This is a genomic window from Geobacillus vulcani PSS1 (genome assembly GCF_000733845.1).
GTDB lineage: Bacteria > Bacillota > Bacilli > Bacillales > Anoxybacillaceae > Geobacillus > Geobacillus vulcani.
In genome coordinates this window covers 2,851,548-2,873,412 of record NZ_JPOI01000001.1, presented here as the reverse complement: position 1 = coordinate 2,873,412, position 21,865 = coordinate 2,851,548, and the positions used below count along the sequence as shown (strand labels likewise).

The 21,865-nt window shown below is 55.4% G+C and carries 26 protein-coding genes and 1 riboswitch; of the genes, 21 read left to right on the top strand and 5 right to left on the bottom strand.

Features of this window, described 5'->3' with window-relative positions; all coding sequences use genetic code 11:
- Nucleotides 1–177: 177 nt before the first annotated feature.
- Genes N685_RS0115475 through N685_RS0115465 form a run of 3 tightly spaced genes read right to left on the bottom strand, consistent with a single transcriptional unit; the run spans nt 178 to nt 2,482 of the window.
- Nucleotides 178–1,827, bottom strand: a complete 1,650-nt coding sequence (locus N685_RS0115475) for a b(o/a)3-type cytochrome-c oxidase subunit 1 (RefSeq protein ID WP_031409826.1) — start codon at nt 1,825–1,827, stop codon at nt 178–180.
- Nucleotide 1,828: 1 nt separating this feature from the next.
- Nucleotides 1,829–2,299: a cytochrome c oxidase subunit II gene (locus tag N685_RS0115470; RefSeq protein ID WP_031409824.1), complete on the bottom strand. Its 471-nt coding sequence runs from the start codon at nt 2,297–2,299 to the stop codon at nt 1,829–1,831.
- Between the two features lie 21 nt (nt 2,300–2,320).
- Nucleotides 2,321–2,482, bottom strand: coding sequence for a cytochrome c oxidase subunit 2A (locus tag N685_RS0115465; protein WP_031409822.1), 162 nt, complete (start codon nt 2,480–2,482; stop codon nt 2,321–2,323).
- Between the two features lie 389 nt (nt 2,483–2,871).
- A riboswitch (purine riboswitch) is annotated at nt 2,872–2,973 on the top strand.
- Nucleotides 2,974–3,091: 118 nt separating this feature from the next.
- Here N685_RS0115465 and N685_RS0115455 point away from each other — a divergent pair.
- The 17 genes from N685_RS0115455 (at nt 3,092) to N685_RS0115375 (ending at nt 16,307) form a co-directional block, all read left to right on the top strand.
- Nucleotides 3,092–3,679 carry a xanthine phosphoribosyltransferase gene (locus N685_RS0115455; RefSeq protein ID WP_031409818.1) on the top strand — a complete coding sequence of 196 codons (588 nt, stop codon included), beginning with the start codon at nt 3,092–3,094 and terminating at the stop codon, nt 3,677–3,679.
- Nucleotides 3,676–4,983 (top strand): nucleobase:cation symporter-2 family protein, encoded by a 1,308-nt coding sequence (locus N685_RS0115450; protein WP_031409817.1) that lies wholly within the window; start codon nt 3,676–3,678, stop codon nt 4,981–4,983. The genes N685_RS0115455 and N685_RS0115450 overlap by 4 nt, the downstream gene beginning before the upstream one ends.
- 156 nt (nt 4,984–5,139) lie before the next feature.
- Complete coding sequence (locus N685_RS0115445) at nt 5,140–6,126, top strand: coiled-coil domain-containing protein (protein ID WP_031409815.1); 987 nt, start codon at nt 5,140–5,142, stop codon at nt 6,124–6,126.
- Nucleotides 6,127–6,336: 210 nt separating this feature from the next.
- Nucleotides 6,337–7,404, top strand: coding sequence for a type III polyketide synthase (locus N685_RS0115440; protein ID WP_031409813.1), 1,068 nt, complete (start codon nt 6,337–6,339; stop codon nt 7,402–7,404).
- The gene (locus tag N685_RS0115435; RefSeq protein WP_031409811.1) at nt 7,401–7,979 is read left to right on the top strand and encodes an isoprenylcysteine carboxyl methyltransferase family protein; all 579 of its coding nucleotides are present in this window, start codon (nt 7,401–7,403) and stop codon (nt 7,977–7,979) included. The genes N685_RS0115440 and N685_RS0115435 overlap by 4 nt, the downstream gene beginning before the upstream one ends.
- A 158-nt stretch (nt 7,980–8,137) precedes the next feature.
- Nucleotides 8,138–11,893, top strand: coding sequence for a dynamin family protein (locus N685_RS0115430; RefSeq protein ID WP_031409809.1), 3,756 nt, complete (start codon nt 8,138–8,140; stop codon nt 11,891–11,893).
- Nucleotides 11,890–12,078: a hypothetical protein gene (locus N685_RS0115425; protein ID WP_031409807.1), complete on the top strand. Its 189-nt coding sequence runs from the start codon at nt 11,890–11,892 to the stop codon at nt 12,076–12,078. The genes N685_RS0115430 and N685_RS0115425 overlap by 4 nt, the downstream gene beginning before the upstream one ends.
- Nucleotides 12,075–12,386, top strand: a complete 312-nt coding sequence (locus N685_RS0115420; RefSeq protein ID WP_051870827.1) for a YpbS family protein — start codon at nt 12,075–12,077, stop codon at nt 12,384–12,386. Before N685_RS0115425 ends, N685_RS0115420 begins: the two co-directional genes overlap by 4 nt.
- Nucleotides 12,387–12,581: 195 nt before the next feature.
- On the top strand, nt 12,582–13,430 hold the full coding sequence (locus N685_RS0115415; RefSeq protein ID WP_031409803.1) for a sulfurtransferase: 849 nt from the start codon (nt 12,582–12,584) through the stop codon (nt 13,428–13,430).
- A gap of 102 nt (nt 13,431–13,532) precedes the next feature.
- On the top strand, nt 13,533–13,682 hold the full coding sequence (locus N685_RS19860; RefSeq protein ID WP_167333008.1) for a hypothetical protein: 150 nt from the start codon (nt 13,533–13,535) through the stop codon (nt 13,680–13,682).
- A gap of 117 nt (nt 13,683–13,799) precedes the next feature.
- Nucleotides 13,800–14,327, top strand: coding sequence for a TlpA family protein disulfide reductase (locus tag N685_RS0115405; protein ID WP_031409801.1), 528 nt, complete (start codon nt 13,800–13,802; stop codon nt 14,325–14,327).
- A gap of 121 nt (nt 14,328–14,448) precedes the next feature.
- Nucleotides 14,449–14,580 (top strand): FbpB family small basic protein, encoded by a 132-nt coding sequence (locus N685_RS19210; protein ID WP_011231055.1) that lies wholly within the window; start codon nt 14,449–14,451, stop codon nt 14,578–14,580.
- A gap of 55 nt (nt 14,581–14,635) precedes the next feature.
- Nucleotides 14,636–14,779 carry an acid-soluble spore protein N gene (locus tag N685_RS0115395; RefSeq protein WP_011231056.1) on the top strand — a complete coding sequence of 48 codons (144 nt, stop codon included), beginning with the start codon at nt 14,636–14,638 and terminating at the stop codon, nt 14,777–14,779.
- A gap of 30 nt (nt 14,780–14,809) precedes the next feature.
- A complete protein-coding gene (gene tlp, locus N685_RS0115390; RefSeq protein WP_031409799.1) occupies nt 14,810–15,037 on the top strand; it encodes a small acid-soluble spore protein Tlp in 228 nt (75 codons plus the stop codon).
- A gap of 117 nt (nt 15,038–15,154) precedes the next feature.
- The gene (locus N685_RS0115385; RefSeq protein ID WP_031409797.1) at nt 15,155–15,571 is read left to right on the top strand and encodes an acyl-CoA thioesterase; all 417 of its coding nucleotides are present in this window, start codon (nt 15,155–15,157) and stop codon (nt 15,569–15,571) included.
- A 14-nt stretch (nt 15,572–15,585) separates the two neighbouring features.
- Nucleotides 15,586–15,900, top strand: coding sequence for a hypothetical protein (locus N685_RS0115380; protein WP_031409795.1), 315 nt, complete (start codon nt 15,586–15,588; stop codon nt 15,898–15,900).
- Nucleotides 15,900–16,307, top strand: coding sequence for a hotdog fold thioesterase (locus N685_RS0115375; protein ID WP_031409793.1), 408 nt, complete (start codon nt 15,900–15,902; stop codon nt 16,305–16,307). Before N685_RS0115380 ends, N685_RS0115375 begins: the two co-directional genes overlap by 1 nt.
- Nucleotides 16,308–16,377: 70 nt before the next feature.
- Here N685_RS0115375 and N685_RS0115370 read toward each other — a convergent pair whose 3' ends face one another.
- On the bottom strand, nt 16,378–16,668 hold the full coding sequence (locus tag N685_RS0115370) for a HesB/YadR/YfhF family protein (protein WP_031409791.1): 291 nt from the start codon (nt 16,666–16,668) through the stop codon (nt 16,378–16,380).
- 180 nt (nt 16,669–16,848) lie between these two features.
- Between N685_RS0115370 and N685_RS19855 the strand changes: the two genes are divergently transcribed.
- Nucleotides 16,849–16,995: a hypothetical protein gene (locus tag N685_RS19855; protein ID WP_167333007.1), complete on the top strand. Its 147-nt coding sequence runs from the start codon at nt 16,849–16,851 to the stop codon at nt 16,993–16,995.
- Between the two features lie 311 nt (nt 16,996–17,306).
- Nucleotides 17,307–18,245 carry a magnesium transporter CorA family protein gene (locus N685_RS0115355; RefSeq protein ID WP_031409789.1) on the top strand — a complete coding sequence of 313 codons (939 nt, stop codon included), beginning with the start codon at nt 17,307–17,309 and terminating at the stop codon, nt 18,243–18,245.
- Nucleotides 18,246–18,290: 45 nt separating this feature from the next.
- Here N685_RS0115355 and N685_RS0115350 read toward each other — a convergent pair whose 3' ends face one another.
- The gene (locus N685_RS0115350; RefSeq protein WP_031409787.1) at nt 18,291–18,884 is read right to left on the bottom strand and encodes a DUF502 domain-containing protein; all 594 of its coding nucleotides are present in this window, start codon (nt 18,882–18,884) and stop codon (nt 18,291–18,293) included.
- A 178-nt stretch (nt 18,885–19,062) separates the two neighbouring features.
- Here N685_RS0115350 and N685_RS0115345 point away from each other — a divergent pair, with 178 nt between their 5' ends.
- Together N685_RS0115345 and bioB are read left to right on the top strand one after the other, a co-directional pair.
- Nucleotides 19,063–20,502: an NAD(P)/FAD-dependent oxidoreductase gene (locus N685_RS0115345; protein ID WP_031409784.1), complete on the top strand. Its 1,440-nt coding sequence runs from the start codon at nt 19,063–19,065 to the stop codon at nt 20,500–20,502.
- Between the two features lie 150 nt (nt 20,503–20,652).
- Complete coding sequence (bioB, locus tag N685_RS0115340) at nt 20,653–21,654, top strand: biotin synthase BioB (protein ID WP_031409782.1); 1,002 nt, start codon at nt 20,653–20,655, stop codon at nt 21,652–21,654.
- Nucleotides 21,655–21,865 lie beyond the last annotated feature (211 nt).

Sequence of the window (21,865 nt, the reverse complement as noted above, 5' to 3'; positions counted from 1 at the left end):
AAAGGGGAGCGATGCGGCAAAAGGACGGCTCTTCAAGGTGGGGTCCTTGAGCGCATGGGCGGCTCAACAGCCGCCGCATTTGGGTGAAGAACAAGAGGCCGGACTGATGAACGAAGCGCAGATCGGCGCAATGATCAAAGAGGGCGTCCCGCTGCCACTGGGAGACGCCCTCTTTTTTTACCATAGTTTGTATCCTTTCGACCCCGGCGGGGCGTTTTGAATAATGTCGATCAACGGCACCGTATAGGCGATCAAAATCAATGCAACGACAAGGCCGAGCCAAAGTTTCCAGTTTTCGAGCGCCAGCGCGGCTCGTTCCTGCGGGGCGGCCGCTTCGGCGACTGGAAATTCCGTTTCGCCTTTCGGGGCGAAAAACGCCAAGTTGATGACGATGACAAGAATGAGAACGATGCCGATGAATAAGATCGTTCCACCGACAGCTTGTGCGATTTGATACGGAATCCATTCGAGCGCCTGCGGCGAATTGCCGTACGTCGAGAAGGCGGAACGTCTCGGCGCTCCAAGCAAGCCGGCCAAATGCATCGATCCGGACATAAACGTCATTCCAACCGCCCAAACGACCGTTTGCATGATGGCGAGCCGGTTCATCGCTTTCGTCATCACCCGGCCGGTCAAATGCGGGATGAGCCAGTACGACGCACCAAAAAACGTTAAGACGACCGTCGTCGCTACGGTCAAATGGAAGTGGCCGGTCACCCAAATCGTGTTATGGACGACTTGGTTCAGCTGATGCGAAGCATTGATAATCCCGCCGGTGCCGGCCGGAATGAAAAACAGCATCCCGACAAACGGCGCGAAAAAGCGTGCATCGCCCCACGGCAATTTCCGCAGCCATCCAAATAAGCCTTTGGCCCCTTGCGAGCGGCCGTATGATTCAAACGTCGCAAACATGGCAAATGCGGTCATGAGCGACGGAATGATGACCATAAACGTCAAGATGACTTGCACGTATTTCCAAAACGGCGAAATCCCCGGCTCGAGCAATTGATGGTGGAAGCCGACCGGAATCGAAAACAGCAAAAACAAGATGAACGCCAGCCGCGCGAGCGAATCAGAGAAGATTTTGCCGCCGATCACTTTCGGAATGACGGCGTACCAAACCATATACGCTGGCAGCAGCCAGAAGTAAACGAGCGGATGGCCGAAATACCAAAACAGCGTCCGGCTTAACAGCACGTTCACCCGGTCGGTGAGCCCAAGCGACCACGGAATGAGCTGACAGACGACGGTCGCGGCGACGCCGAGCGTGCAGATGAGCCATAGCACCATATTCGTCACCGACATAAACGCCAGCAGTGGGCTCGCCTCGCCGGGGTGCGCTTTTCGCCAGCGCGCATAGTGGGCAAATATCGCGAATCCGCTCACCCAGCTGCCGACAACGACAAGCGCCAACCCGATGTAAAAGCCGGCATGCGCTTGCAGCGGCGCGTAAAATGTATATAAGACGGACGCTTTCCCCGTCAAGATGAAGAAGGCGCTCATGCCTGTGCCGATTGTCATCATCCAAAAGCCGATCCAGCCCAACCGGCGCGTACGATTCGTGAACGCCCCGGTCGTGCGGCTGACGGCGGCAAACTGAAAGCCGATAATGAAAAACGTCGTCAGCACGAGCCCGAGCAGGACGCCGTGCGTTGTTAAAATCGTATAGTAGCTGATGCCGGCCGGCAGTTCAAACTTGCCGGAACGGACGAGCGTTTGCAATAGGCCGGCGAAGCCGCCTAAGGCGAGAGCAACAAAAGCGACAACCAAATGCGCCAGCGCCAGTTTGGCGTCGCGGCGATCGACTTTTTCCAACGATTGTACCATGTTACTCCACCACCTTCATGCGCGCCGTCATCATATGGTGGCCGGCGCCGCAATATTCATTGCACAGAATCGTATATTCGCCGGGCTGATCAAACGTCGTCGTCAAGCTGTTGATATAGCCGGGTTCGACCATCATGTTGATGTTGGTTCCCGGGATTTCAAACCCATGGATCACATCCTTCGAGGTGACGTTGATCGTCACTTTCGCTCCTTTCGGAATTTCAATGGCATTTGGCGTAAAGGAAAACGCCGCGACGACGATGTTCAGTTCGTACTCGTTGTTTCCTTTTTTGACAAGCCCCGGCTGATTGAATGGCGAGGTCGTGTCCACTTTCTCTGGATCGATCGTCGTCAAGCAGCTTGGCGGCTGCTGTCCGGCAGCGAAAGCGCTCACGCCGACGACGGTCAAAAAGACAACGAGACAGCCGATGCCAAACGTCAGCCAAATTTTTTCGTACTTATGCATGTGCATATCCAGTCCCTCCCTTGCCGTTTACAGGCGGTGCAAAAATAAAAAGTAGACGCTGACCCAGGCGAAAATGATGAAAAAGCCGAGCAAAAACACAGACGCCAGCGTGCCGCCGAGCACCGGCTCTTTCTCTTTTTTTGGTTGCCGGATCGCCGCCGTCGGTTTGGTCGACTCTGGTTTTGCCATGTTGCATCCCTCCTCTTTTTTGAATTCATCCCCCATAACATCAGTAAGGCAGGCGCGCCAACCGGCAGATTTCCCTGCTTTGACACTATCATAACTGTAGAAAACAAAGGCAACAGTGACTTTTCTCACAAAAACGATGCGGGAAGTTTGAACAAATGGTGACGATTGTGAAAAATGCATGAAAACGATGGGGAGGAACGAAAAGCCACCACGGATGATTGTCCTTCGGTCGGGTGCAACTCGAAACGGTTTGAAATCAAAAATCGAAGCGCGGATTCGTGCCAGCAAAGGGATAAAAAGCGAATAATCCATATTTTTTATCCTTTAACGTTCGTCTTTTTAGCAAAAAACGCTTCTCAACCGCCGCTGGTCATGGTATACTGCTAATAACTAAATCACGCTGACTCACTCATATAATCGCAAGAATACGGCTTGCGAGTCTCTACCAGCCGACCGTAAATCGGCTGACTATGAGTGGCAATGTCGGAAGGAAGGCGGCCATGGCCGCTTTGCGCCTTCTGTTTGCTTTTGGCTTAAAAGACATTGCCTGACTCATGGAATGAGTGAGGCCGGTGTTTTTTAAGCTTTTTTTATTGGGAGGGAACCGGTATGCGCGCATTGCTCGAGAAAATTGTCGCTGAAGGGGAAGTTGTCGCCGACGGGGTGCTCAAAGTCGACCGCTTCTTAAACCACCAAGTCGACCCGCGTTTGATGAAGCGGATCGGCGAGGAGTTCGCTGATCAGTTTCGCGGCGAGCGGCCGACAAAAGTGTTGACGCTCGAGTCATCAGGCATCAGCCCGGCGCTTATGACGGCCTATGAGCTCGGTGTTCCTCTTGTCGTTGCCCGCAAGCGGCGGCCGCTGACGATGACCGGTGAGGTGTATCGCGCGGAAGTGTATTCGTTTACGAAGCAGGAGGCCAACGAGATCGTTGTTTCCCGTTCACTGCTTGATGGCCTTGACCGGGTGCTCATTATTGATGACTTTTTAGCCAACGGCCAGGCGGCGCTCGGGATGGTGGAGGTCGTTCGTCAAGCGGGAGCAGCTGTCGTTGGCATCGGTATTGTCATTGAAAAATCGTTTCAAGACGGCGGCCGGCTGCTTCGTTCGCGCGGATTCCGCGTCGTTTCGCTCGCCCGCATCGCTTCGCTCGCGGATGGCGTCATTCGATTTCACGAAGAGGTGATGAATCGATGAACATGAAATGGTGGCAAATTGGGTCCTTAGGCATCCAGCATGTGTTGGCGATGTACGCCGGGGCGATCGTTGTCCCGCTTGTCGTCGGCGGCGCGCTTCGGCTGTCGGGGGAGCAGCTTACGTATTTAGTGGCCGTTGACCTACTGACATGCGGCATCGCAACGCTTTTACAAGTATGGAAAAATCGATGGTTTGGCATCGGCTTGCCGGTCATGCTTGGCTGTACGTTTACAGCGGTCGGGCCGATGATCGCCATCGGCGGACAATACGGAATGCCGGCCGTGTATGGGTCGATCCTTTGCGCCGGGCTTGTCGTCGTGTTGATCAGCCCGTATTTTGGCAAGCTGCGGGCGCTGTTCCCGCCGGTTGTCACCGGTTCCGTCGTCACGGTGATCGGCTTGACGCTCATTCCGGCAGCCGTGAACAATATGGCGGGCGGGCAAGGGGCGAAAGATTTCGGTGACCCGGCCAACTTGGCGTTGTCGTTTGGCGTGCTCGCGCTTATTGTTGTGCTCTACCGCTGCTTCAAAGGCTTTGTCCGTTCGATTGCTATTTTGCTTGGGATGGCCGTCGGTACCGCTGTCGCGGCCGCGATGGGAAAAGTGGACTGGACAGCCGTCGCCGCAGCGTCGTGGGTTCACCTGCCGCAGCCGTTTTATTTCGGCGTTCCGTCGTTCCATGGCCCGGCCGTGTTGACGATGGTGTTGGTCGCCATCGTCAGCCTCGTTGAATCGACCGGCGTCTACTTCGCTTTGTCTGACATTTGCCGCCGTCGGCTGACGGATGAGGATTTGGCGGGCGGCTACCGCGCCGAAGGATTGGCGATCATGATCGGCGGGCTGCTCAATGCGTTCCCGTATACGACATACTCGCAAAACGTCGGCCTTGTGCAGTTGTCGGGCGTGAAAACGCGAAACGTCATTTACGCCGCCGCTCTGTTTCTCATCTTGCTTGGATTTGTGCCGAAAATCGCGGCCGTGGCGACGATCATTCCAGCCCCAGTGCTCGGTGGGGCGATGCTCGCCATGTTTGGCATGGTCATCGCCTACGGCGTGAAAATGCTAAGCCACGTTGACTTGGCGGTGCAAGAAAACTTGCTCATTATCGCCTGCTCGATCGGCGTCGGGCTCGGGGTGACGGCGGTGCCGAACTTGTTTGCCGAGCTCCCGGCTGGCCTCCGCATTTTGACGGACAGCGGCATCGTCGCTGGCAGCATGACGGCCATCATCTTAAATGCTGTCTTCCATTTCGGTAAGGTAAGAAAATCGGCTGCACTGCCGCTGCAGGAACAAAAAATCTCGTAAACGTGTAAAGGTCATCAGTTTCATCGCCGTCTTTGCTTCCCGCGATCAGCTTGGGAAGCAAAGAGGGCTTTTTTGTTGCGTGTCGATTTGTAGAGAAAAGAGTAGAAGATGGTGGAAGTGCGATGATATAATGGAAAGGGAGAAGGAGGTGAAACCATGGACGAATGGGTGGTGCGCCTGTTTGACGAGCTGCGGCAAATGCGGGCGGAGATGGCAACGAAGTCCGACATCGCCCGGGCGAATGAGCGCATCGAGCGGCTTGAACAGACGATGACCGCGGTGAAAGAAGACGTGGCGCAGACGAACGAACGCCTCGGGCAGCTGGAACAAACGGTGGTGGCCATGCGGGAGGATGTGGCGTCGTTGGATGCACGCGTTGGGCGCATGGAAGAGCGCTTCGAGCACATGGATGTCCGCATGGGGCGCATGGAAGAACGCGTTGAGCGCGTCGAGCAGACGATGGCGACGAAAGAAGATGTGGCGCAGACGAACGAACGCCTCGGGCATCTGGAACAAACGGTGGTGGCCGTGCGGGAGGATGTGGCGTCGTTGGATGCGCGCGTCGGACGCATGGAGGAACGCGTTGAGCACATGGATGCCCGCATGGGACGCATGGAAGAACGCGTTGAGCGCGTCGAGCAGACGATGGCGACGAAAGAAGACGTGGCGCAGACGAACGAACGCCTGGGGCAGCTGGAACAAACGGTGGTGGCCATGCGGGAGGATGTGGGGTCGTTGGATGCGCGCGTTGGGCGTATGGAAGAGCGCGTTGAGCACACGGATGCCCGCATGGGACGCATGGAAGAGCGCTTCGAGCACATGGATGCCCGTATGGAGCGCATGGAAGAACGCATTGAGCACATGGATGCGCGCCTCGGGCGCATGGAGGAACGCGTTGAGCGCGTCGAGCAGACGATGGCAACAAAGGAAGATGTCGCCGAATTGCCGTTTATTCGGCAAGCCGTTATGGAGACATTGGAGACGCTGCGAGACGTGTCAACGATCAAGCAAACCGTTGCCCAAATGCAGCAGAAAATCGATGAAATCATCACCGGACAAGCTAGGCAAGAGCTCGTTCTTCAATCCCTCGCGTTGCATCTGCTTGAGCATGAGAGCGAAATCCGCGCTTTAAAAGCGAAATAACGCTAAGCATCTCAGTTCATATCCTCACTTGAGACCGTTTTCCTTCCCAAAAAACAGGCCGGCTTTGTCCGCGCCTGTTTTTTGCATGTGTCCTTCTTTTGGATGATCAGCGGTTTTCCAATCATAAGACGCACGGGATGCTTTTTGTCTGCATATGGTTTGCTTTTTTGCGCATCCTAAGCAAAAAGAGGAACAAACCGAGGTGTTGGTATGCCGACCCTTTTATCGATCGGCACGGCAACGATGCCATATATCGTTTCCCAAGACGAAGTGAAGCGGCATGTCGCCGGGCTGTTTGCCGGGCGCCTCGGGCGCGCCGAGCGGCTGCTGCAGGCCTTTGACAACGGCGGCATTCGGACGCGCACGTTTGTTCAGCCGCTTGCCTGGTACAGCACACCGCGCGGTTTCGGCGAGAAAAATGCCGTGTATATGGATCTCGCCGTCCGCTACAGCGGCGAGGCAGCCAACAACTGCTTGCAGAACACCCCTGACGGCCCGATTCCCCATGAGGCGGTCGATGCGCTGTTTTACATCTCAACGACCGGTTTGTCCACGCCAAGCATCGAGGCCCGGCTGATGAACGTGCTGCCGTTTTCTCCTTCCGCCGTGCGGGTGCCGGTTTGGGGGCTCGGCTGTGCGGGCGGGGCAGCGGGCCTTGCGCGGGCGGCCGATTATTGCCGGGCGTTTCCGAAGGCGAAGGCGCTTGTGATTGCCGCTGAGTTTTGCAGTTTGACATTTCAGGCGAATGACGTATCCAAAAGCAATGTGATCGGCACATCGCTTTTTTCCGACGGCGTGGCCTGTGTGCTTGTCGCCGGCGATGAAGCAGCGCCAAACAGCGGCGCGCCGCGCATCATCGCCGCCCGATCGGCGCTGATGCCTCGCTCGGAAGATGTGATGGGGTGGGAGATTCGTGATGAAGGGCTGTTTGTCGTCTTTTCAAAAGACATTCCGTCGATCGTCCGCGCATGGCTGCGCCCGCAAGTGGAGTCGTTTTTGCAGGAGAACGGGCTGAGGCTTCGCGACCTTCGCTATTTTATCGCCCACCCGGGCGGGAAAAAGGTGATTGAGGCGTATGAGGAAGCGTTCGGATTCGGCATGGAACAGACCAAGGCGGCCAGAGAGGTGTTGGCCCGATATGGCAATATGTCGTCAGCCACCGTTTATTTTGTGCTGGAGGAAGTGATGCGGCAGCCGCTTGCGCCCGGGTATGGGCTGCTCGTTGCCCTCGGCCCCGGCTTTAGCGCCGAGATGGTGCTGCTCAAATGGGAGGAATGATGATGCGGTTTGCCTTCGTGTTTTTCGCGGTGGTCGGGATGCGTTTGGTTGAGCTTTGGCTTGCGAAACGGAACGAACGGTATGTGAAAGCGCTCGGGGCGAAAGAGGTGGGCGCCCGCCATTATCCGTGGCTTGTGTCGCTCCATGTGCTCTTTCTTTTGTCGCTGGCTGTCGAGGCGCTTCGAAAAGGCGCCCGCCCGTCGCGGCGCTGGCCGCTTTTGTTTCCACTCTTTCTCGCCGTCGAAGGGCTGCGCACGTGGACGATTTTGTCGCTCGGCCGCTTTTGGAATACGAAAATTTTGATTGTGCCCAACCGCCCGGTCGTGAAAAAAGGGCCATACCGGTGGATTCGTCATCCGAACTATGCGGTCGTCATGTTGGAGATCGCGCTGCTGCCGCTTTTGTTTCAGGCGCGGCTGACGGCCGTTGTCTTTTCATTTCTTAATGCGTTGCTGCTGTTGGTTCGCATCAAAACAGAGGAGCGGGCATTGGCGGCGTTGACAGACTATCAGGAAGCGTTTCGCACCCGGCCGCGCTTTTGGCCAAGCATCTCCCGAAGGTTGACGCCCTCCTAAAAAGATGGAGAGAAGCCCTCATTTCCCTGTTGATCGATGTTTCAATGCGCTCCCGCCTTGTTGATGGGCGGGATTTTTCGTTTTTCCTATTGGGAAACGGGACAAAATGCAGTAAAATGAATGTAAATGACATTGACGGAAACAAAGGGGTTTGAATCATGGGGAATGTTGCTGTTAGACCGCCGTCATTGCGGCCGTGGCTGGCGAAAATGATGAAGATGCATGAGCTGCTCCATCAAACGGGGGATTCAGATAATGCCAGTAAAGTGAAGCAGCTCATTGAAAAAACGGCGGCCGGGGAGCTCGTTGTCGCCTTTTGCGGCCATTTTTCCGCCGGCAAATCCAGCTTGATTAATGCGCTGCTCGGTGAGCCGCTGCTGCCGTCGAGCCCGATTCCGACGAGCGCCAATCTTGTGAAAGTGAAGGCCGGCCGGGATTATGTGCGCGTCTTTTATCGCCGCGAGGCGCCGGTGGAGTACGAACCGCCGTATGATCCGGACCTCATCCGCGCGCAATGCCGGGACGGGGAGACGATCGAGTGGATTGAAATCAGCCGTGAAACGGGCGCCATTCCGCCGGGCGTCGCCATCCTGGACACGCCGGGCATCGACTCGACGGACGACGCCCACCGGCTGGCGACGGAGTCGGCCCTCCATCTTGCTGATGTCATCTTTTATGTTATGGATTATAACCATGTCCAGGCGGAATTAAACGTTCAATTTACGAAACAGTTGACCGATGAAGGAAAAACGGTGTATTTGGTCATCAATCAAATTGACAAACATCGCGATGAGGAGCTGCCATTCGCGGCGTTTCGCGCTTCGGCGGTCGAGGCGTTCCAACGTTGGGGGATCGAGGCGGCCGGACTGTTTTTCCTCTCGTTGAAAGCGCCGTCCCATCCGCACAGCGAGTGGCAGGCGTTGTCAAGTTGCTTGCGCCGGCTGTTTGCCGACAAGGACGAATGGCTCGTTCGCGGCGCTGAATCATCGTTGAAATGGATCGTCGCCCGCCATCTTGAGCAGTTGTGCGCTCAGCATGAGAAGTTGGCGCAAGAGATGCAGGAGCGGCTTGCGGCGCTTGGCGGCGTTGCGGGTGAGGCGGCCGCCGAAGAGCTCCATCGCTTGGAAGTCGAGCTTGCCGAGACGCAAACGGCGGCGGCGCGGCTGGAAGAGTCGTTTCGCACGGAGCTGGAGCGCGTGCTGCACAATGCTTATTTAATGCCGTTTGAAACGAGAGAGCGGGCCGGGGCGTACTTGGAAGCCATGCAGACTAGCTTTAAGGTCGGGTGGCTGTTTTCCAAGACGAAGACGGAAGAGGAGCGCAAACGGCGGTTGGCGGCGTTTTATGAGAGCGTGAAAGCACAGGCGACCGCGCAGATCGAATGGCATGTCCGCCAATTGCTGCTGCGGTTTGGAAATGAGTGGGATGCCGATGCCGCCTGGCTTGGCAAGTGTCAACAGTGGACGGTGGAGTGGGATGAATCGCTGCTTGCAGGCCTCGTCAAACACGGAACGGATTCGCGCGGTGCGGCGCTGTTGAATTATACCGATGATGTCGCGGCGGCGCTCAAAAAACGGTACCGCGACTCAGCGCTCGCTTTGGTGGCGGAGCTTGGGGAACAAGCGGCCAACCGGGCGGCCGAGCAAATCGCGGCATTGCGCGTCAAGCTGTCGGCAGCGCGCGAAAAAGCGGAGCTCGCCGCCCATTTGGCCCGCCTTGAAGCGGAGCGGGAAGAGCGGCGTCACATGCTCGAGCAGCTGCTCGCCGCCCCCACCCCTAACGATGGCCAAACGCTCGATGAAAAACAGCTGGCTGTGCTGACCGCCGCCCCTTCATTCCAGAGGGCGCGCCATGCCGAGGCGGCGGTGCGGCCGCATGAGCCGCGGGAGACCATGAATCGTGTTTCCGAAGAGCAAGCGCTCAGTCAGAAAAGAGCGGCCGGCAGCCGGGCGGCGGGAGAACGGGACGATTTCTCGCGGGCGCGGCCTAGCGGACAAAAACTGCGAAGCGAAGAAGCGGCCGAGCGGCTGGAGGCGGCGGCCGCTTGGCTCGAGCAGTCCGAACTGCTCTCTCGTTTTGCCAGCCCGCTGCGCGTCAAAGCGCGGCGGCTCCGTGAGCGCTCGTTTACGGTCGCTTTGTTTGGTGCTTTCAGCGCCGGTAAATCGTCGCTCGCCAACGCCTTGCTCGGCGCGCCGCTTTTGCCTTCATCGCCCAATCCGACAACCGCTGCCATCAGCAAAATCGCGCCGCCTGACCAAGAGCATCCGCACGGAATGGCGGTGGTCAACGTCAAAAGCGAGCGGCAAATGTGGGAGGATGTTCAAGCCTCGCTTCGCCAGTTTGGACTGGAGGCCGATACATGGGAGGAGGCGCTTCGCCTTTGCGCCCGCATCGCTGAATCCGGAGCAATGCATCCGGCGCAAAAGCCGCACCTTGCCTTTTTGGCGGCCGTTGCGGCCGGTTATGAGCGGATGGGCGGCCAGCTCGGCGCGGCGCTGTCGGTCGGCTTTGACGAATTAGAGCGGTATGTCGCGGATGAGGCGGTGTCGTGTTTCTTAGACGAGGTCGTCCTGTATGCCGATTGCCCGCTCACCCGCCAAGGGGTGACGCTTGTCGATACGCCGGGGGTCGATTCGCTCAACGCCCGGCATACCGGAGTGGCGTTCCATTATATGAAGAATGCCGATGCGCTGCTGTTTGTGACGTACTACAACCATGCCTTTTCGAAAGCGGATCGCGAATTTTTGCTTCAGCTCGGGCGCGTTAAGGATGCGTTTTCCCTTGACAAAATGTTTTTTGTCATCAACGCCGCTGATTTGGCTCAGTCGCGGGAGGAGCTCGATGCGGTCGTCTCCTACATGAACAGCGAACTCGCCCGCTTCGGCATCCGTTTTCCGCGCCTTTATGCGCTCTCGAGCCGTCTGGCGCTGGCGGAGAAAACCGGGGCGGGGCCCGTGTCGCACGACGTTTTGGCGGATTCAGGGCTGCCCGCTTTTGAGGCCGATTTTTTCCGCTTCTTGACCGAAGAGCTGGCCGAAGTGGCGGTCGAGAGCGCCTGCGCTGAGCTTGCGCGGGCGCATCAGGCAGCCGCAGAGTACGCTCGGGCCGCTGGACAGAGTGAGGCGGAAAAAGCGGCCAAACAACAAATGCTGGCGCGCATTCGCGAAGAGATGCATGCGCTGCTCGCCGGCGCCGATGACGCCCACGGCCGGCAAGCGCTTCGCCAAGAGGTGGAGGAGCTGCTCTATTACGTGAAACAGCGCGTGTTCCTGCGCTTGAACGATCTGTTTAAGGAAGCGTTCCATCCATCGGTGCTCCGCGACGGCCAAGGGCCGATGCGCCAAGTGCTTGCGCGCTGTCTTGACGAGCTGCTTGCGGCGGTCGGCTTTGATTTGGCGCAGGAGATGAGGGCGACAAGCTTGCGGGTAGAGGCCTTTTTGCGCAAGCGGCTGGATGAGCAGTTTGCCCGTCTTGGCCGTGAGCTTCGAAGCCTCGATCCGTCAGTGGCTCTTACGCCGCCGGAAACGGCTGTTTTTGCGGCGCCGGAGTTCGCCAACGCCCTTAGCGATGTGGATCGGGCGCGGTTTGCCAAGGCGCTTTCGCTCTATAAAAACGCCAAATCGTTTTTTGAACGCGATGAAAAGCGGCGGATGAAAGAGGAAATCGAAACCGCGCTCATGGAGCCGGTCGATCAGTATTTGGCCGAGCAAAAAGAGCGGATCGTCTCCGCTTATAGTGAGCAATACGAGACGGCCGTCGCCGCGTTGGCCGCCGCGCTCGCCGACCAAGTCGACAGCTATATGGACGGTTTGATGGCGGCGCTCGCCAACAGGGGGGACGGTGAGACGCTCCGCCGCATCGAAGCGGCGCTTCGCCGCCTTCTTCCCGTTCAAAGCGAGGAGGCGCAGCCATGAACCGGTTTCACGCTTGTGCGACATGCATCCACTATGGCATCGAAAAACGGGCCGACGGGCTCTACACGTATTGCCGCCGGCTTGGCTATGCGACGAAACCAAACTACCGGTTCAACTGTTGGACACCGAAACCGAACGTCAAGCGGTTGATGGAAAAAGAAGCAGGAAAGGACGAGAGCCATTGAGTGAAGTGCATCAAGCGATTACCGCCCACGTACAAAAACAGCATGCCGTCTTGAAAAAGTTTGCCATGCTCGATGCCGAGCGCGAGCGGCATATCGAAGAAGCGGTCGAGCGTTGCCGCCGCGGCGAGCCGTTTACGGTCGAGCTGATCAACGAAGTGACGAAACAAATGAACGAACTGGCCAAAGGCGGCCTCGTGCCGGCGCGCCGGTACGTGACGCTGGAAATGGTGCGCGACTATGTGAGCCGGCTGGAAGGGAAACGGCCGCCACAAGGGAACAGAGAAGACGGCCAGCACGCTCGAGCCTAGAAGGTCGGTGAACAACGGCCGTTTCCCTCTCATCGGTGAGTGAACGTGCGAAAAGAAGGATCGATGCCGCCAAATGTTTCGATTTGAAAAACGAGGATGGGAAGCCACACGTTCCCTTCCATCACCGGCCAACTGGCGCGCCTGAAGCGCATAGGCAAGTGGATCGGCAGGCAAAACGAAAAGGGGGAGAAGAACATGGCGTCGCTCGTTTCCCACGAATGGCTGCATGCCCATTTGTCCGAAGAAACCATTCGTATTCTTGATTGCCGATTTTGGCTCGGCGCCCCGTCCAAAGGCGCCTCGGCTTACCGGGACGATCATATTCCCGGTGCGGTGTATATCGATTTGGAGCGCGACTTGTCCGGTCCGGTGGCGGAGCACGGCGGCCGCCATCCGCTGCCATCGGCCGAGCAAGCAGCGGCTGTGTTTGGCCGCGCCGGCATCGATGAAACGATGACGGTCGTTGCCTACGATGACCAAGATGGAGCGATGGCCGCGCGCTGTTGGTGGCTGCTTCGCTATTTCGGCCATGAGCGCGTTTACGTGTTAGACGGCAATTACAGCGAGTGGAAAAAGAAAGGCCATCCGGTGACGGACGGCATTCCTGCCGTAGCGCCGCGGCGGTTTCAGCCGCGGCCTGATCGGTCATGGCTGGCGACGGTTGAGGATGTGCGCGCCGCTGTGCGCGATCGCTCGGCTGTGCTGATCGATTCGCGCGAGTGGAAGCGGTACATGGGCTTGGAAGAGCCGATCGACCGGGTGGCTGGCCGCATTCCCGGTGCGGTGCATCGGTTTTGGAAAGATGGGGTGGCAGAAGGCGGCTACTGGAAATGCCCAGATGAGCAAGCGGCGCGATTCGCTGATCTTGACCGCGAGGCGCCGCTGATCGTCTACTGCGGTTCCGGCGTCACCGCCTGTCCGAACGTGCTCGCTTTAAAGGAAGCCGGTTACCGCAACGTCCGGCTGTATGTCGGCAGTTTCAGCGATTGGATTTCCTATCCGGACCATCCGGTCGAAACGGGCGATCCTTCCTCTTCAGCATAGGCGTTTTTCAAGCGTCTAGCTAGGAGCCCCGTGTCTTGTGCATAGTTTTTCTCCGGCGGGCGATACTATGTGTGAACCGACGGAACAAGAGGAGGAGAGCGCATGGGCCGGACAAAGCTTGGCAATGCGAATGCCCAACGGAACAACAATGCGAAAAAGAAAAACGGCTTTAATGAATGGACGAGCGAATTCGCTTCCTACGCGGAAGTGGAAGCGGAAAAAATGAAAAATGACCATCCCAACATCCGGTAACGACGAGGGCGCGCCCCTCGTTTTTTGTCGTGAGCAGCAGCGTTGGCAAAGACAAACGTATGTGCTATAATCATGGACAGAACGGCAAAGGGCGCTGGCCGACAGGGAGGGAAAAAGGTGCGAAAATGGTTGGTCGTTCTTTTGCTTTTAGCCGCCACCGGATACGGCCTTTGGGATGCGATGGCCGCCGAGAAACCGAATGAGACAAGCGAAACCGAGATCGGCCCGGAAATCGGCCATGCAGCCCCCGACTTGGCGCTGCCGATGCTTGGCGGCGAGCCGGTCAAGCTCTCCGATTGGCGCGGCAAAGCGGTCGTCCTTAACTTTTGGACGTCATGGTGTCCGCCATGCAAAGAAGAAATGCCGGAACTCGAGAAGTTTTACAAACAGCATGGTCATGAAGTCGCGGTGTTGGCGGTCCATTTGACCACCCAAGACACGCTCGATAACGCGGAGCGATTTGCGAAAAGCAGGAAATTGACGCTGCCAGTCGCCTTGGATGTCCGCGGCGAGGCGCTTCATCAATATCGAGTCCAGACCATTCCGACAACGTATATCATCGACCCGAACGGCGTCATCCGGCAAAAAATCGTCGGCCCGGTGACGGCAGCCCGGCTCGAGAACGCCACAGCGCTCTTTCGTTGACCGACCAACGGCTACGGAAAGCGCTTTTTTCATGCGCGGCTATTTTTCAAAAAGTTGTCATAATTTTTATCTTTTTTGGGCATGAATAAGATTACAATAAAAGTGAGGGGAGGTTGAAGCGATGAGACGATCCCGCAAAATGACTCTCCAAGAATTGATCAGCGAGAACAAACGGCAGTTATTGAACGATCGGGAAGCGCTCGAAAAAATCGAGAAAAAGCTGGAAGAGCGGATGCTCAAAAAAGCAGAATAACCCATGCATAGCGGTTCTCCGGGCGGATAGACTAGATGGCGAGGAGGCGAAGACAATGAGCAATCCGAAAGGAAGCCGAAAACATTTCGTGCCGAACCATATCGGCACACAGCCTCGCGCCGCAGGGGGAAATAAGGGCAAACAAATGCAGGACCAATCCGGCCAACACGCCCAAGTCATCCAAACGAAGGGCGAATAGCTGGAAACTCTTGTGAAGGAGGAAACAGGTATGCCGCGTCCGAAGCCGGATGACCGCAGCGACAATGTGGAAAAGTTGCAAGAAATGGTGCAAAACACCATTGAGAACATAGAAAAAGCCGAGGAAACGATGCAGTTTGCCTCGCCGGAGGAACAGGAGAAGATTCAGGAGAAAAACCGCCGCCGCGAAGAAGCGATCGCCGCGATGCGCGCGGAAATTAAGGACGAAGCAGCTGCACGGGAACACGGCTACCAGTAAACGAAGCAGCCCTCATGCGGGGGGCTGCTTCATTTTTTTGTCTGCCGCTTGAGCGAGCCGACGAGCGAATGGTAACATAGAAGAGGAGGCGCGGAAAAAAATGGAGGGAGAACGAACGTGAAAGTGGCAGAAAAACAAATTGAAGTGCGTTATGCGGAAACCGATCAAATGGGCGTCGTCTACCACGCGAACTATTTAGTTTGGATGGAAATCGGGCGTACGGAATTGATCAAACAGCTTGGCTTTCATTATGCCGAGATGGAGAAAAAAGGCATTATTTCGCCTGTTGTCGACTTGCACGTTTCGTACAAAAAGCCGCTTCATTATGGGGAAACCGCCACCGTTCGCACATGGATTGATGCTTATGACGGCATCCGCGTCACGTATGGCTATGAAATTCTTGCTCCGGACGGCGAAGTGGCCGTCACCGGCAAGTCGCAGCACGTCTGCGTCAAGCGCGAGACGTTTCGGCCGATTGTGATCCGCAAATATTTTCCTGACTGGCATGAAGCCTATGAACGGGCGAAGCGGTAAAGGGGAGCGGTGCGATGGCGTTTGGCATCCGCCGACATGAGCTCGCGGCGTGGAAAGAGAAAGTGAAGCGCGGTGAAATCGCCTTTTTGACTCACTATTGGTATGATGAACGGTTTCCCCATTGCACGACGGTGACGAAAGTCGGCTGCGCCGATGTCGAAAAACTCGCCGCTTGGGGGCGGCAGCACGGGCTGAAAGAAGAGTGGATCGACCGACGCGGTGAGTTTCCGCATTTCGACTTGCTCGGCGAGACGCAAACGCGCATTTTGCGTGAAGAAGGACGGCTGTTCGAACTGGAACGATTCACGAAACGGGGGAAGAAGAAATGATGATGGATTTGACCGCTGTGAAGGAAATGGCGAAACATACGTTGATCGATACGCTCGGCATCGAGATTGTCGAGCTTGGCGAAGGCCGCGTCGTCGCGACGATGCCGGTTGACCACCGCACGCACCAGCCGGCAGGGCTGTTGCATGGCGGCGCCTCGGTCGCGCTCGCTGAGACCGTTGCAAGCATCGGCGCATATGCGCTTGTTGATCTACATAAGGAAAATGTTGTAGGATTAGAGATTAATGCCAACCATGTTCGCTCCGTCCGCAGCGGGACAGTGACGGCGACAGGGACGGTGTTGCACCGCGGGCGGACGACGATGGTGTGGGATGTGCGCATTACCAATGAGCAAGGGGAGCTTGTTTGCATCTCCCGCTGTACGATCGCCATCATTCGAAAAAGCTAGCTCTGACGCTAGCTTTTTCCTTTGTCGCGAACCCGTGTGAAGGACGTTTTGACGGCGCCGGCGGCAGATTTCAATGAAGCAGAAACACCGGCTCGTCGCTTTTTTCGTCCCAATCAACCGTTAAATTGCCGCCGTCGAAATACCATTGGTCGCCCTCTTCCACAAAAAAGGTGATGCCGTCCACCGTCGTCTGCGCTGCCGGTTCATCCACCGACTCTTCTTTGCTCATGCCAAGCGAGAACCCTCTTTGCACCGTGCTGCATCCCCCATAGCGGACAAAAAAGCGGACCGCATCTCCCGGTTTCAGCCCGAGCTCCCGCTTGTACCAATTGAACGCTTTTTTGGTGATCACAATGTTCATGGTTTCCCCTCCTCACTTGTTTATTATAAGTGAATGGACGGCGCCGGTAAAACGATTGTGTGAACATTGACTGACAATTTGAGGGTGAAACAATTTGTGGAAAATAGATTACTCTAACCCTGACTGGCTCGAGTAAAATGCCGGCCGACGGCGAATAGTAAAAGCGAGGGGGTGAAGATGATGAACAAAAAGCGGCCGTTTGCGCCAAGCTACGAATCGGATGGGGTGATGGGCCAAAAGAAAGAACAACGCCCGCCCAGTTCCAATCGCCGGCAAATTGACAAACAAGCGCCTGATTTTTTCAACACGACGCCATCGAGCGAATAAAAAAGCCGAATCGAGCAGAATGGTTGAACATCGCACTGTTTTGTGAATAAAGTAGCCAGTAGGCTGCTTTTTTTATGGCACCTACTATACAAACGGGCCGGTCCGCGCTATCATTACTTGAGGGACATCTTTTTTGAAAGGAGTGGCGTTTTCGTATATGAGTAGTTCAAGCCCGAACGAACCGGAACCGGAATACAGCGGGGAACGCGGCCTGTTCCTTTTCTTGCCGGCTGCTCATCATACGAAAACGAGCTCCGGACGGAAAGGAAAAGGCGCCGCCTTCCTCGCGTGAAAAGGAGGAAGGATGCCAGATGATGAAAATGTATTTGTCCGATGCCAGCGGCAAAATGCGCGAGATCGATCATATTGAAAATGGTTGTTGGATCAACCTCGTTGCCCCGACGGAGGAGGAAATTCGCTACATCGCTCACCATTTGGACATTCCGATCGATTCGATCAAAGACGCGTTGGACGACGAGGAGCGGTCGCGCGTCGAAAAAGAAGACAACCATGTGCTCATTATCGTCGACATTCCAATTGTCGCCCATGATGAAGTGGACGGCCCGATTTACGAGACGATTCCGATCGGCATGATTATCACGAACACGTGTTTTATTACGGTGTGCTTGCAGGAAAATCCGATTTTCGAAGAATTCTCCAAAAATAAAATCAAAAACTTTTACACGTTTATGAAGACGCGCTTTGCGTTGCAAATGTTGTACATGATTTCCACGTATTATTTGCGCTACTTGAAGCAAATCAATCGGCGGACGAGCGAAATCGAAAAAGAGTTGCACCAATCGATGAAAAACAAGGAGCTGTTTTCGCTTCTCAGCATGGAAAAAAGTTTGGTGTATTTCATGACGTCGCTCAAAGCAAACAACATCGTCATGGAGCGGCTCATGCGCCTCAACTATTTGCGCATGTACGAAGATGACCAGGATTTGCTGCAGGACGTCATTATCGAAAACAAGCAGGCGATTGAAATGGCGGAAGTATACAGCAGCATTTTAAGCGGCATGATGGACGCATTCGCTTCGGTCATCTCAAACAACTTAAACATTGTGATGAAGTTTTTGACGGCCATTACGATCGTCATTTCGCTGCCGACGATGGTGGCGAGTTTCTACGGCATGAACGTACCGATTCCGTATCAACACTCTCCGTATGCCTTTTTGATCGCGATGGCGCTCGCCGGTTCACTGTCAGCGGCGACGGCGTACATCTTTTGGAAAAAGCGATACTTTTGACGGCCAGACCGCGTTTTGGATGGCCATACGAACGGCTGCCCATTGTCATTCGGGCAGCCGCTTTTGCTTTCGGACGGCCATACCGCCGGAGAGGATGAATTTCATCGCCTCTTCCGGAGAGATGTCGACGGCTTCCACTTGATCTTTTGGAACGAGCAGGGTGAACCCGGCGACTTGAAACGTCTGTGGGATATAGACGGCGACGTAGTCGGCGAGAGGATCGTGCCAAGCACCGACATCATCCATCGTCATGAAACCGAGGCATTTCCAGCCGCTTTCCGGCATGGTAACGAGCACAACTTGCGAAAACGATCGTTTTTCTCCGACGAAGGAAGCGATTGTATCTTTGGCCACGGAATAAACCGTTTTCATCAAGGGAATGCTTTCAAGCAACCGATCGATCAATCGAATCAGGCGGCCGCTTATGTATTGCGTCGACAGCCAACCGCAGACGGTAATGAGCGCAACAGTCGCCAATAGGCCTAGGCCGGGAATGTAGCGGCCATCCAAATACGGACGGACATATTGACCAAGCAACCCATCCAAAACGGTGAACACTTTGTAGCACAGGTAGACGGCGAGTAAAATCGGCACGATTGTCAGCATGCCGTTCAGAAAATGTTTCACGAAAAACCGCATTCCTTTCCCTCCCTGCTATTCATTCTCTATCACCATATCAATTTTTTTAGCTTTATACAAATCTCTATTTTATCGAACATTTCTTGTTATATTCGGTGTTAAAGTTCGTGTTTTCCTTGACGAACCGCCAAATGTTCCGTATACTTTCGAATGGAACTTGAGAAATGGGGGATGGATCATGAACAATCATTATGATGTCATCGTGGTCGGCGCCGGGCCGGCCGGCATTTTCACTTGCTACGAACTGACGCTCAAACTGCCTGGAGCGAACGTGCTCTTGATTGATAAAGGGCATGATATCTATAAGCGCAACTGTCCGATTTTACAGAAAAAAATTGAGAAATGCCCGCCGCCGGCCGGAAAAAAAGATTACGCCGGCTGTGTGCCGGCCTGTTCGATCACGAACGGCTTCGGTGGAGCGGGGGCGTATTCGGACGGCAAGTTCAACATCACGAGCGAATTCGGCGGCTGGATGACCGACTATTTGCCAGCTTCGACTGTACTTGAGCTCATCCGCTATGTCGATGAGATCAACTTGAAGCACGGAGCGACGACATCGATCACCGACCCGATGACGGACAAAGTGAAAGAGATCGAGCGGCGCGCCTATGCGGCCGGATTGAAGCTATTGCGCGCCTATGTCCGTCATTTAGGCACCGAACAAAACTTGGAAATTTTAAAAAGCATTTTTGAATATTTGCGCGAGCGGATCGCGATGCGCTTTACAACGGAAGTGGATGATATCGTGACCGAGCGGACGGAGAGCGGCCATCGAGTGAAAGGCGTTGTGCTGAAAAACGGAGAAACGTTGACAGCGGAAAAAGTCGTCATCGCTCCGGGGCGCGACGGCTCGGTTTGGCTGAGCAAAATCTTGCGCAAGCGCCGTTTGCGGATGATCAACAATCAGGTTGACATCGGAGTGCGTGTGGAAACATCGAACATCGTCATGCAAGAAATTAACGAACATCTGTATGAAGGAAAATTCATTTTCAACACGTCGGTTGGAACGCAAGTGCGCACGTTTTGCAGCAACCCGTCCGGACACGTCGTGGTGGAAAATCACTCCGGCATTATGCTCGCCAACGGCCACGCGTACAAGGATCCAAAACTCGGCAGCAACAACACGAACTTTGCCCTTCTTGTTTCACATAAGTTTTCCGATCCATTTGACAAGCCGAACGAATACGCCCATGAAATTTCTCGGCTGGCGAACGCTTTGTCCAACGGCGGCATCATCGTGCAAAAATACGGCGACATCCTCAAAGGAAGGCGCTCGACGGAAAAGCGCATAAAAGAAGGGTTCATCGAACCGACGTTAAAAGAAGCGGTGCCGGGCGATTTAGGCCTCGTTTTGCCGTACAACACGATGAAAAGCTTGATCGAAATGACGGAGGCGCTCAACCATGTCACTCCGGGGCTTGCCTCTGAGCATACGTTATTCTATGGAGTCGAAGCGAAATTTTACTCGGCGCGCCCGAAGCTGAACGACCGTTTTGAAACGGAAATTGCCGGGCTGTATGTCGGCGGCGACGGCGCGGGGATTACGCGCGGTTTGGCACAGGCGAGCGCCTGCGGCGTCTGGATCGCCCGCGATATTGTCGAAAAGTTGAGGCGCTGAATGAATAAAGAGGGAACAGGCTGTTCTATACGGCAGCCTGTTTTTTATGGTGAGGGCCTTCTAAAAGTAAACTTATAATAAAAATAAGTTGACAATTATCGTTTTTGTCCGCTACGATAAATGTAATGATGTGGAAAGGGGAGAGGGAAGATGGGAAATTGGCTTCACTTGGCTGAACAAGTGCTCAGAGGCCATGAGCTGACCGATGAGGAAGCGTTGGCGATATTAGACTGTCCGGATGAGGAGCTGCTTGCCTTAATGCAAGGGGCGTATCACATCCGCCGCGCCTATTACGGCAACAAAGTGAAACTGAATATGATCATCAACGCCAAGTCCGGCCTCTGTCCGGAAAACTGCGGCTACTGTTCGCAGTCCGCCGTATCGACGGCGTCGGTGAAAACGTATAAAATGGTCGATAAAGAAACGCTGCTCCGCGGAGCGGAAGAAGCATACCGTTTGCGCATAGGGACGTACTGCATCGTCGCCAGCGGCCGGGGGCCGAGCGATAAAGAGATCGACATCGTTGTGTCTGCGGTCAAGGAAATTAAAGAGCGGTTCGGGCTGAAAGTGTGCGCCTGCCTTGGGATCTTAAAGCCGGAGCAGGCTGCGCGGCTGAAAGAGGCGGGGGTGGATCGCTACAATCATAACATCAACACGTCAAAGCAGCACCATCCGAACATTACGACGTCCCATACATACGACGATCGGGTGCGGACGGTGGAAACGGTGAAGGAAGCCGGTCTTTCGCCTTGTTCCGGCGTCATCATCGGCATGAAAGAAACGAAACGGGATGTCATCGATATGGCGCGCAGTTTGCGGGCGCTTGACGCCGACTCCATTCCTATCAATTTTTTGCATGCGATCGACGGCACGCCGCTGGCGGGGACGAACGAACTGAACCCGCGCTACTGCCTGAAGGTGTTGGCGATGTTCCGTTACATGAATCCAACAAAAGAAATCCGCATCGCCGGCGGGCGGGAAGTGAATTTGCGCTCGCTTCAGCCGCTTGGCCTGTATGCCGCCAACTCGATCTTTGTCGGCGACTATTTGACGACCGCTGGACAAGAAAAGTCAGCCGATTATCAAATGCTTGAGGATCTTGGGTTTGAAATCGAATTTGCCCCGGCTTCGCAAGCCGGAGTCGTATCATGAACGATGCCGCCGGAAGATGGCGGCTTTTTGTATGTGCGCTCACCGAGGACAAGATCTCGCGAGGCGGGAGGCTCCGTGCGGTTTCAGATGGGGCCAAGCCTTGGCGAGAAGCGGGGGGCATGATCAGATGATAGACCTGACCTGTCTATGCTCTGACGAGAAAAGTGGATTGACTTCTATTGCGCCGTTCAACGCGCTTTTTTGGCATGAA

What these genes read in the sequence shown, in the direction of transcription:
- N685_RS0115465 (WP_031409822.1), bottom strand. Translation starts at nt 2,482, where the DNA reads ATGGCAAAACCAGAGTCGACCAAACCGACGGCGGCGATCCGGCAACCA.
- N685_RS19210 (WP_011231055.1), top strand. Translation starts at nt 14,449, where the DNA reads ATGAGACGATCCCGCAAAATGACTCTCCAAGAATTGATCAGCGAGAAC.
- N685_RS0115415 (WP_031409803.1), top strand. Translation starts at nt 12,582, where the DNA reads ATGGCGTCGCTCGTTTCCCACGAATGGCTGCATGCCCATTTGTCCGAA.
- N685_RS0115380 (WP_031409795.1), top strand. Translation starts at nt 15,586, where the DNA reads ATGGCGTTTGGCATCCGCCGACATGAGCTCGCGGCGTGGAAAGAGAAA.
- N685_RS0115345 (WP_031409784.1), top strand. Translation starts at nt 19,063, where the DNA reads ATGAACAATCATTATGATGTCATCGTGGTCGGCGCCGGGCCGGCCGGC.
- N685_RS19855 (WP_167333007.1), top strand. Translation starts at nt 16,849, where the DNA reads ATGAACAAAAAGCGGCCGTTTGCGCCAAGCTACGAATCGGATGGGGTG.
- tlp (WP_031409799.1), top strand. Translation starts at nt 14,810, where the DNA reads ATGCCGCGTCCGAAGCCGGATGACCGCAGCGACAATGTGGAAAAGTTG.
- N685_RS0115350 (WP_031409787.1), bottom strand. Translation starts at nt 18,884, where the DNA reads ATGCGGTTTTTCGTGAAACATTTTCTGAACGGCATGCTGACAATCGTG.
- N685_RS0115375 (WP_031409793.1), top strand. Translation starts at nt 15,900, where the DNA reads ATGATGGATTTGACCGCTGTGAAGGAAATGGCGAAACATACGTTGATC.
- N685_RS0115455 (WP_031409818.1), top strand. Translation starts at nt 3,092, where the DNA reads ATGCGCGCATTGCTCGAGAAAATTGTCGCTGAAGGGGAAGTTGTCGCC.
- N685_RS0115370 (WP_031409791.1), bottom strand. Translation starts at nt 16,668, where the DNA reads ATGAACATTGTGATCACCAAAAAAGCGTTCAATTGGTACAAGCGGGAG.
- N685_RS0115430 (WP_031409809.1), top strand. Translation starts at nt 8,138, where the DNA reads ATGGGGAATGTTGCTGTTAGACCGCCGTCATTGCGGCCGTGGCTGGCG.
- N685_RS0115395 (WP_011231056.1), top strand. Translation starts at nt 14,636, where the DNA reads ATGAGCAATCCGAAAGGAAGCCGAAAACATTTCGTGCCGAACCATATC.
- N685_RS0115475 (WP_031409826.1), bottom strand. Translation starts at nt 1,827, where the DNA reads ATGGTACAATCGTTGGAAAAAGTCGATCGCCGCGACGCCAAACTGGCG.
- N685_RS0115450 (WP_031409817.1), top strand. Translation starts at nt 3,676, where the DNA reads ATGAACATGAAATGGTGGCAAATTGGGTCCTTAGGCATCCAGCATGTG.
- N685_RS19860 (WP_167333008.1), top strand. Translation starts at nt 13,533, where the DNA reads ATGGGCCGGACAAAGCTTGGCAATGCGAATGCCCAACGGAACAACAAT.
- N685_RS0115445 (WP_031409815.1), top strand. Translation starts at nt 5,140, where the DNA reads ATGGACGAATGGGTGGTGCGCCTGTTTGACGAGCTGCGGCAAATGCGG.
- N685_RS0115435 (WP_031409811.1), top strand. Translation starts at nt 7,401, where the DNA reads ATGATGATGCGGTTTGCCTTCGTGTTTTTCGCGGTGGTCGGGATGCGT.
- N685_RS0115425 (WP_031409807.1), top strand. Translation starts at nt 11,890, where the DNA reads ATGAACCGGTTTCACGCTTGTGCGACATGCATCCACTATGGCATCGAA.
- N685_RS0115470 (WP_031409824.1), bottom strand. Translation starts at nt 2,299, where the DNA reads ATGCACATGCATAAGTACGAAAAAATTTGGCTGACGTTTGGCATCGGC.
- N685_RS0115440 (WP_031409813.1), top strand. Translation starts at nt 6,337, where the DNA reads ATGCCGACCCTTTTATCGATCGGCACGGCAACGATGCCATATATCGTT.
- N685_RS0115355 (WP_031409789.1), top strand. Translation starts at nt 17,307, where the DNA reads ATGATGAAAATGTATTTGTCCGATGCCAGCGGCAAAATGCGCGAGATC.
- bioB (WP_031409782.1), top strand. Translation starts at nt 20,653, where the DNA reads ATGGGAAATTGGCTTCACTTGGCTGAACAAGTGCTCAGAGGCCATGAG.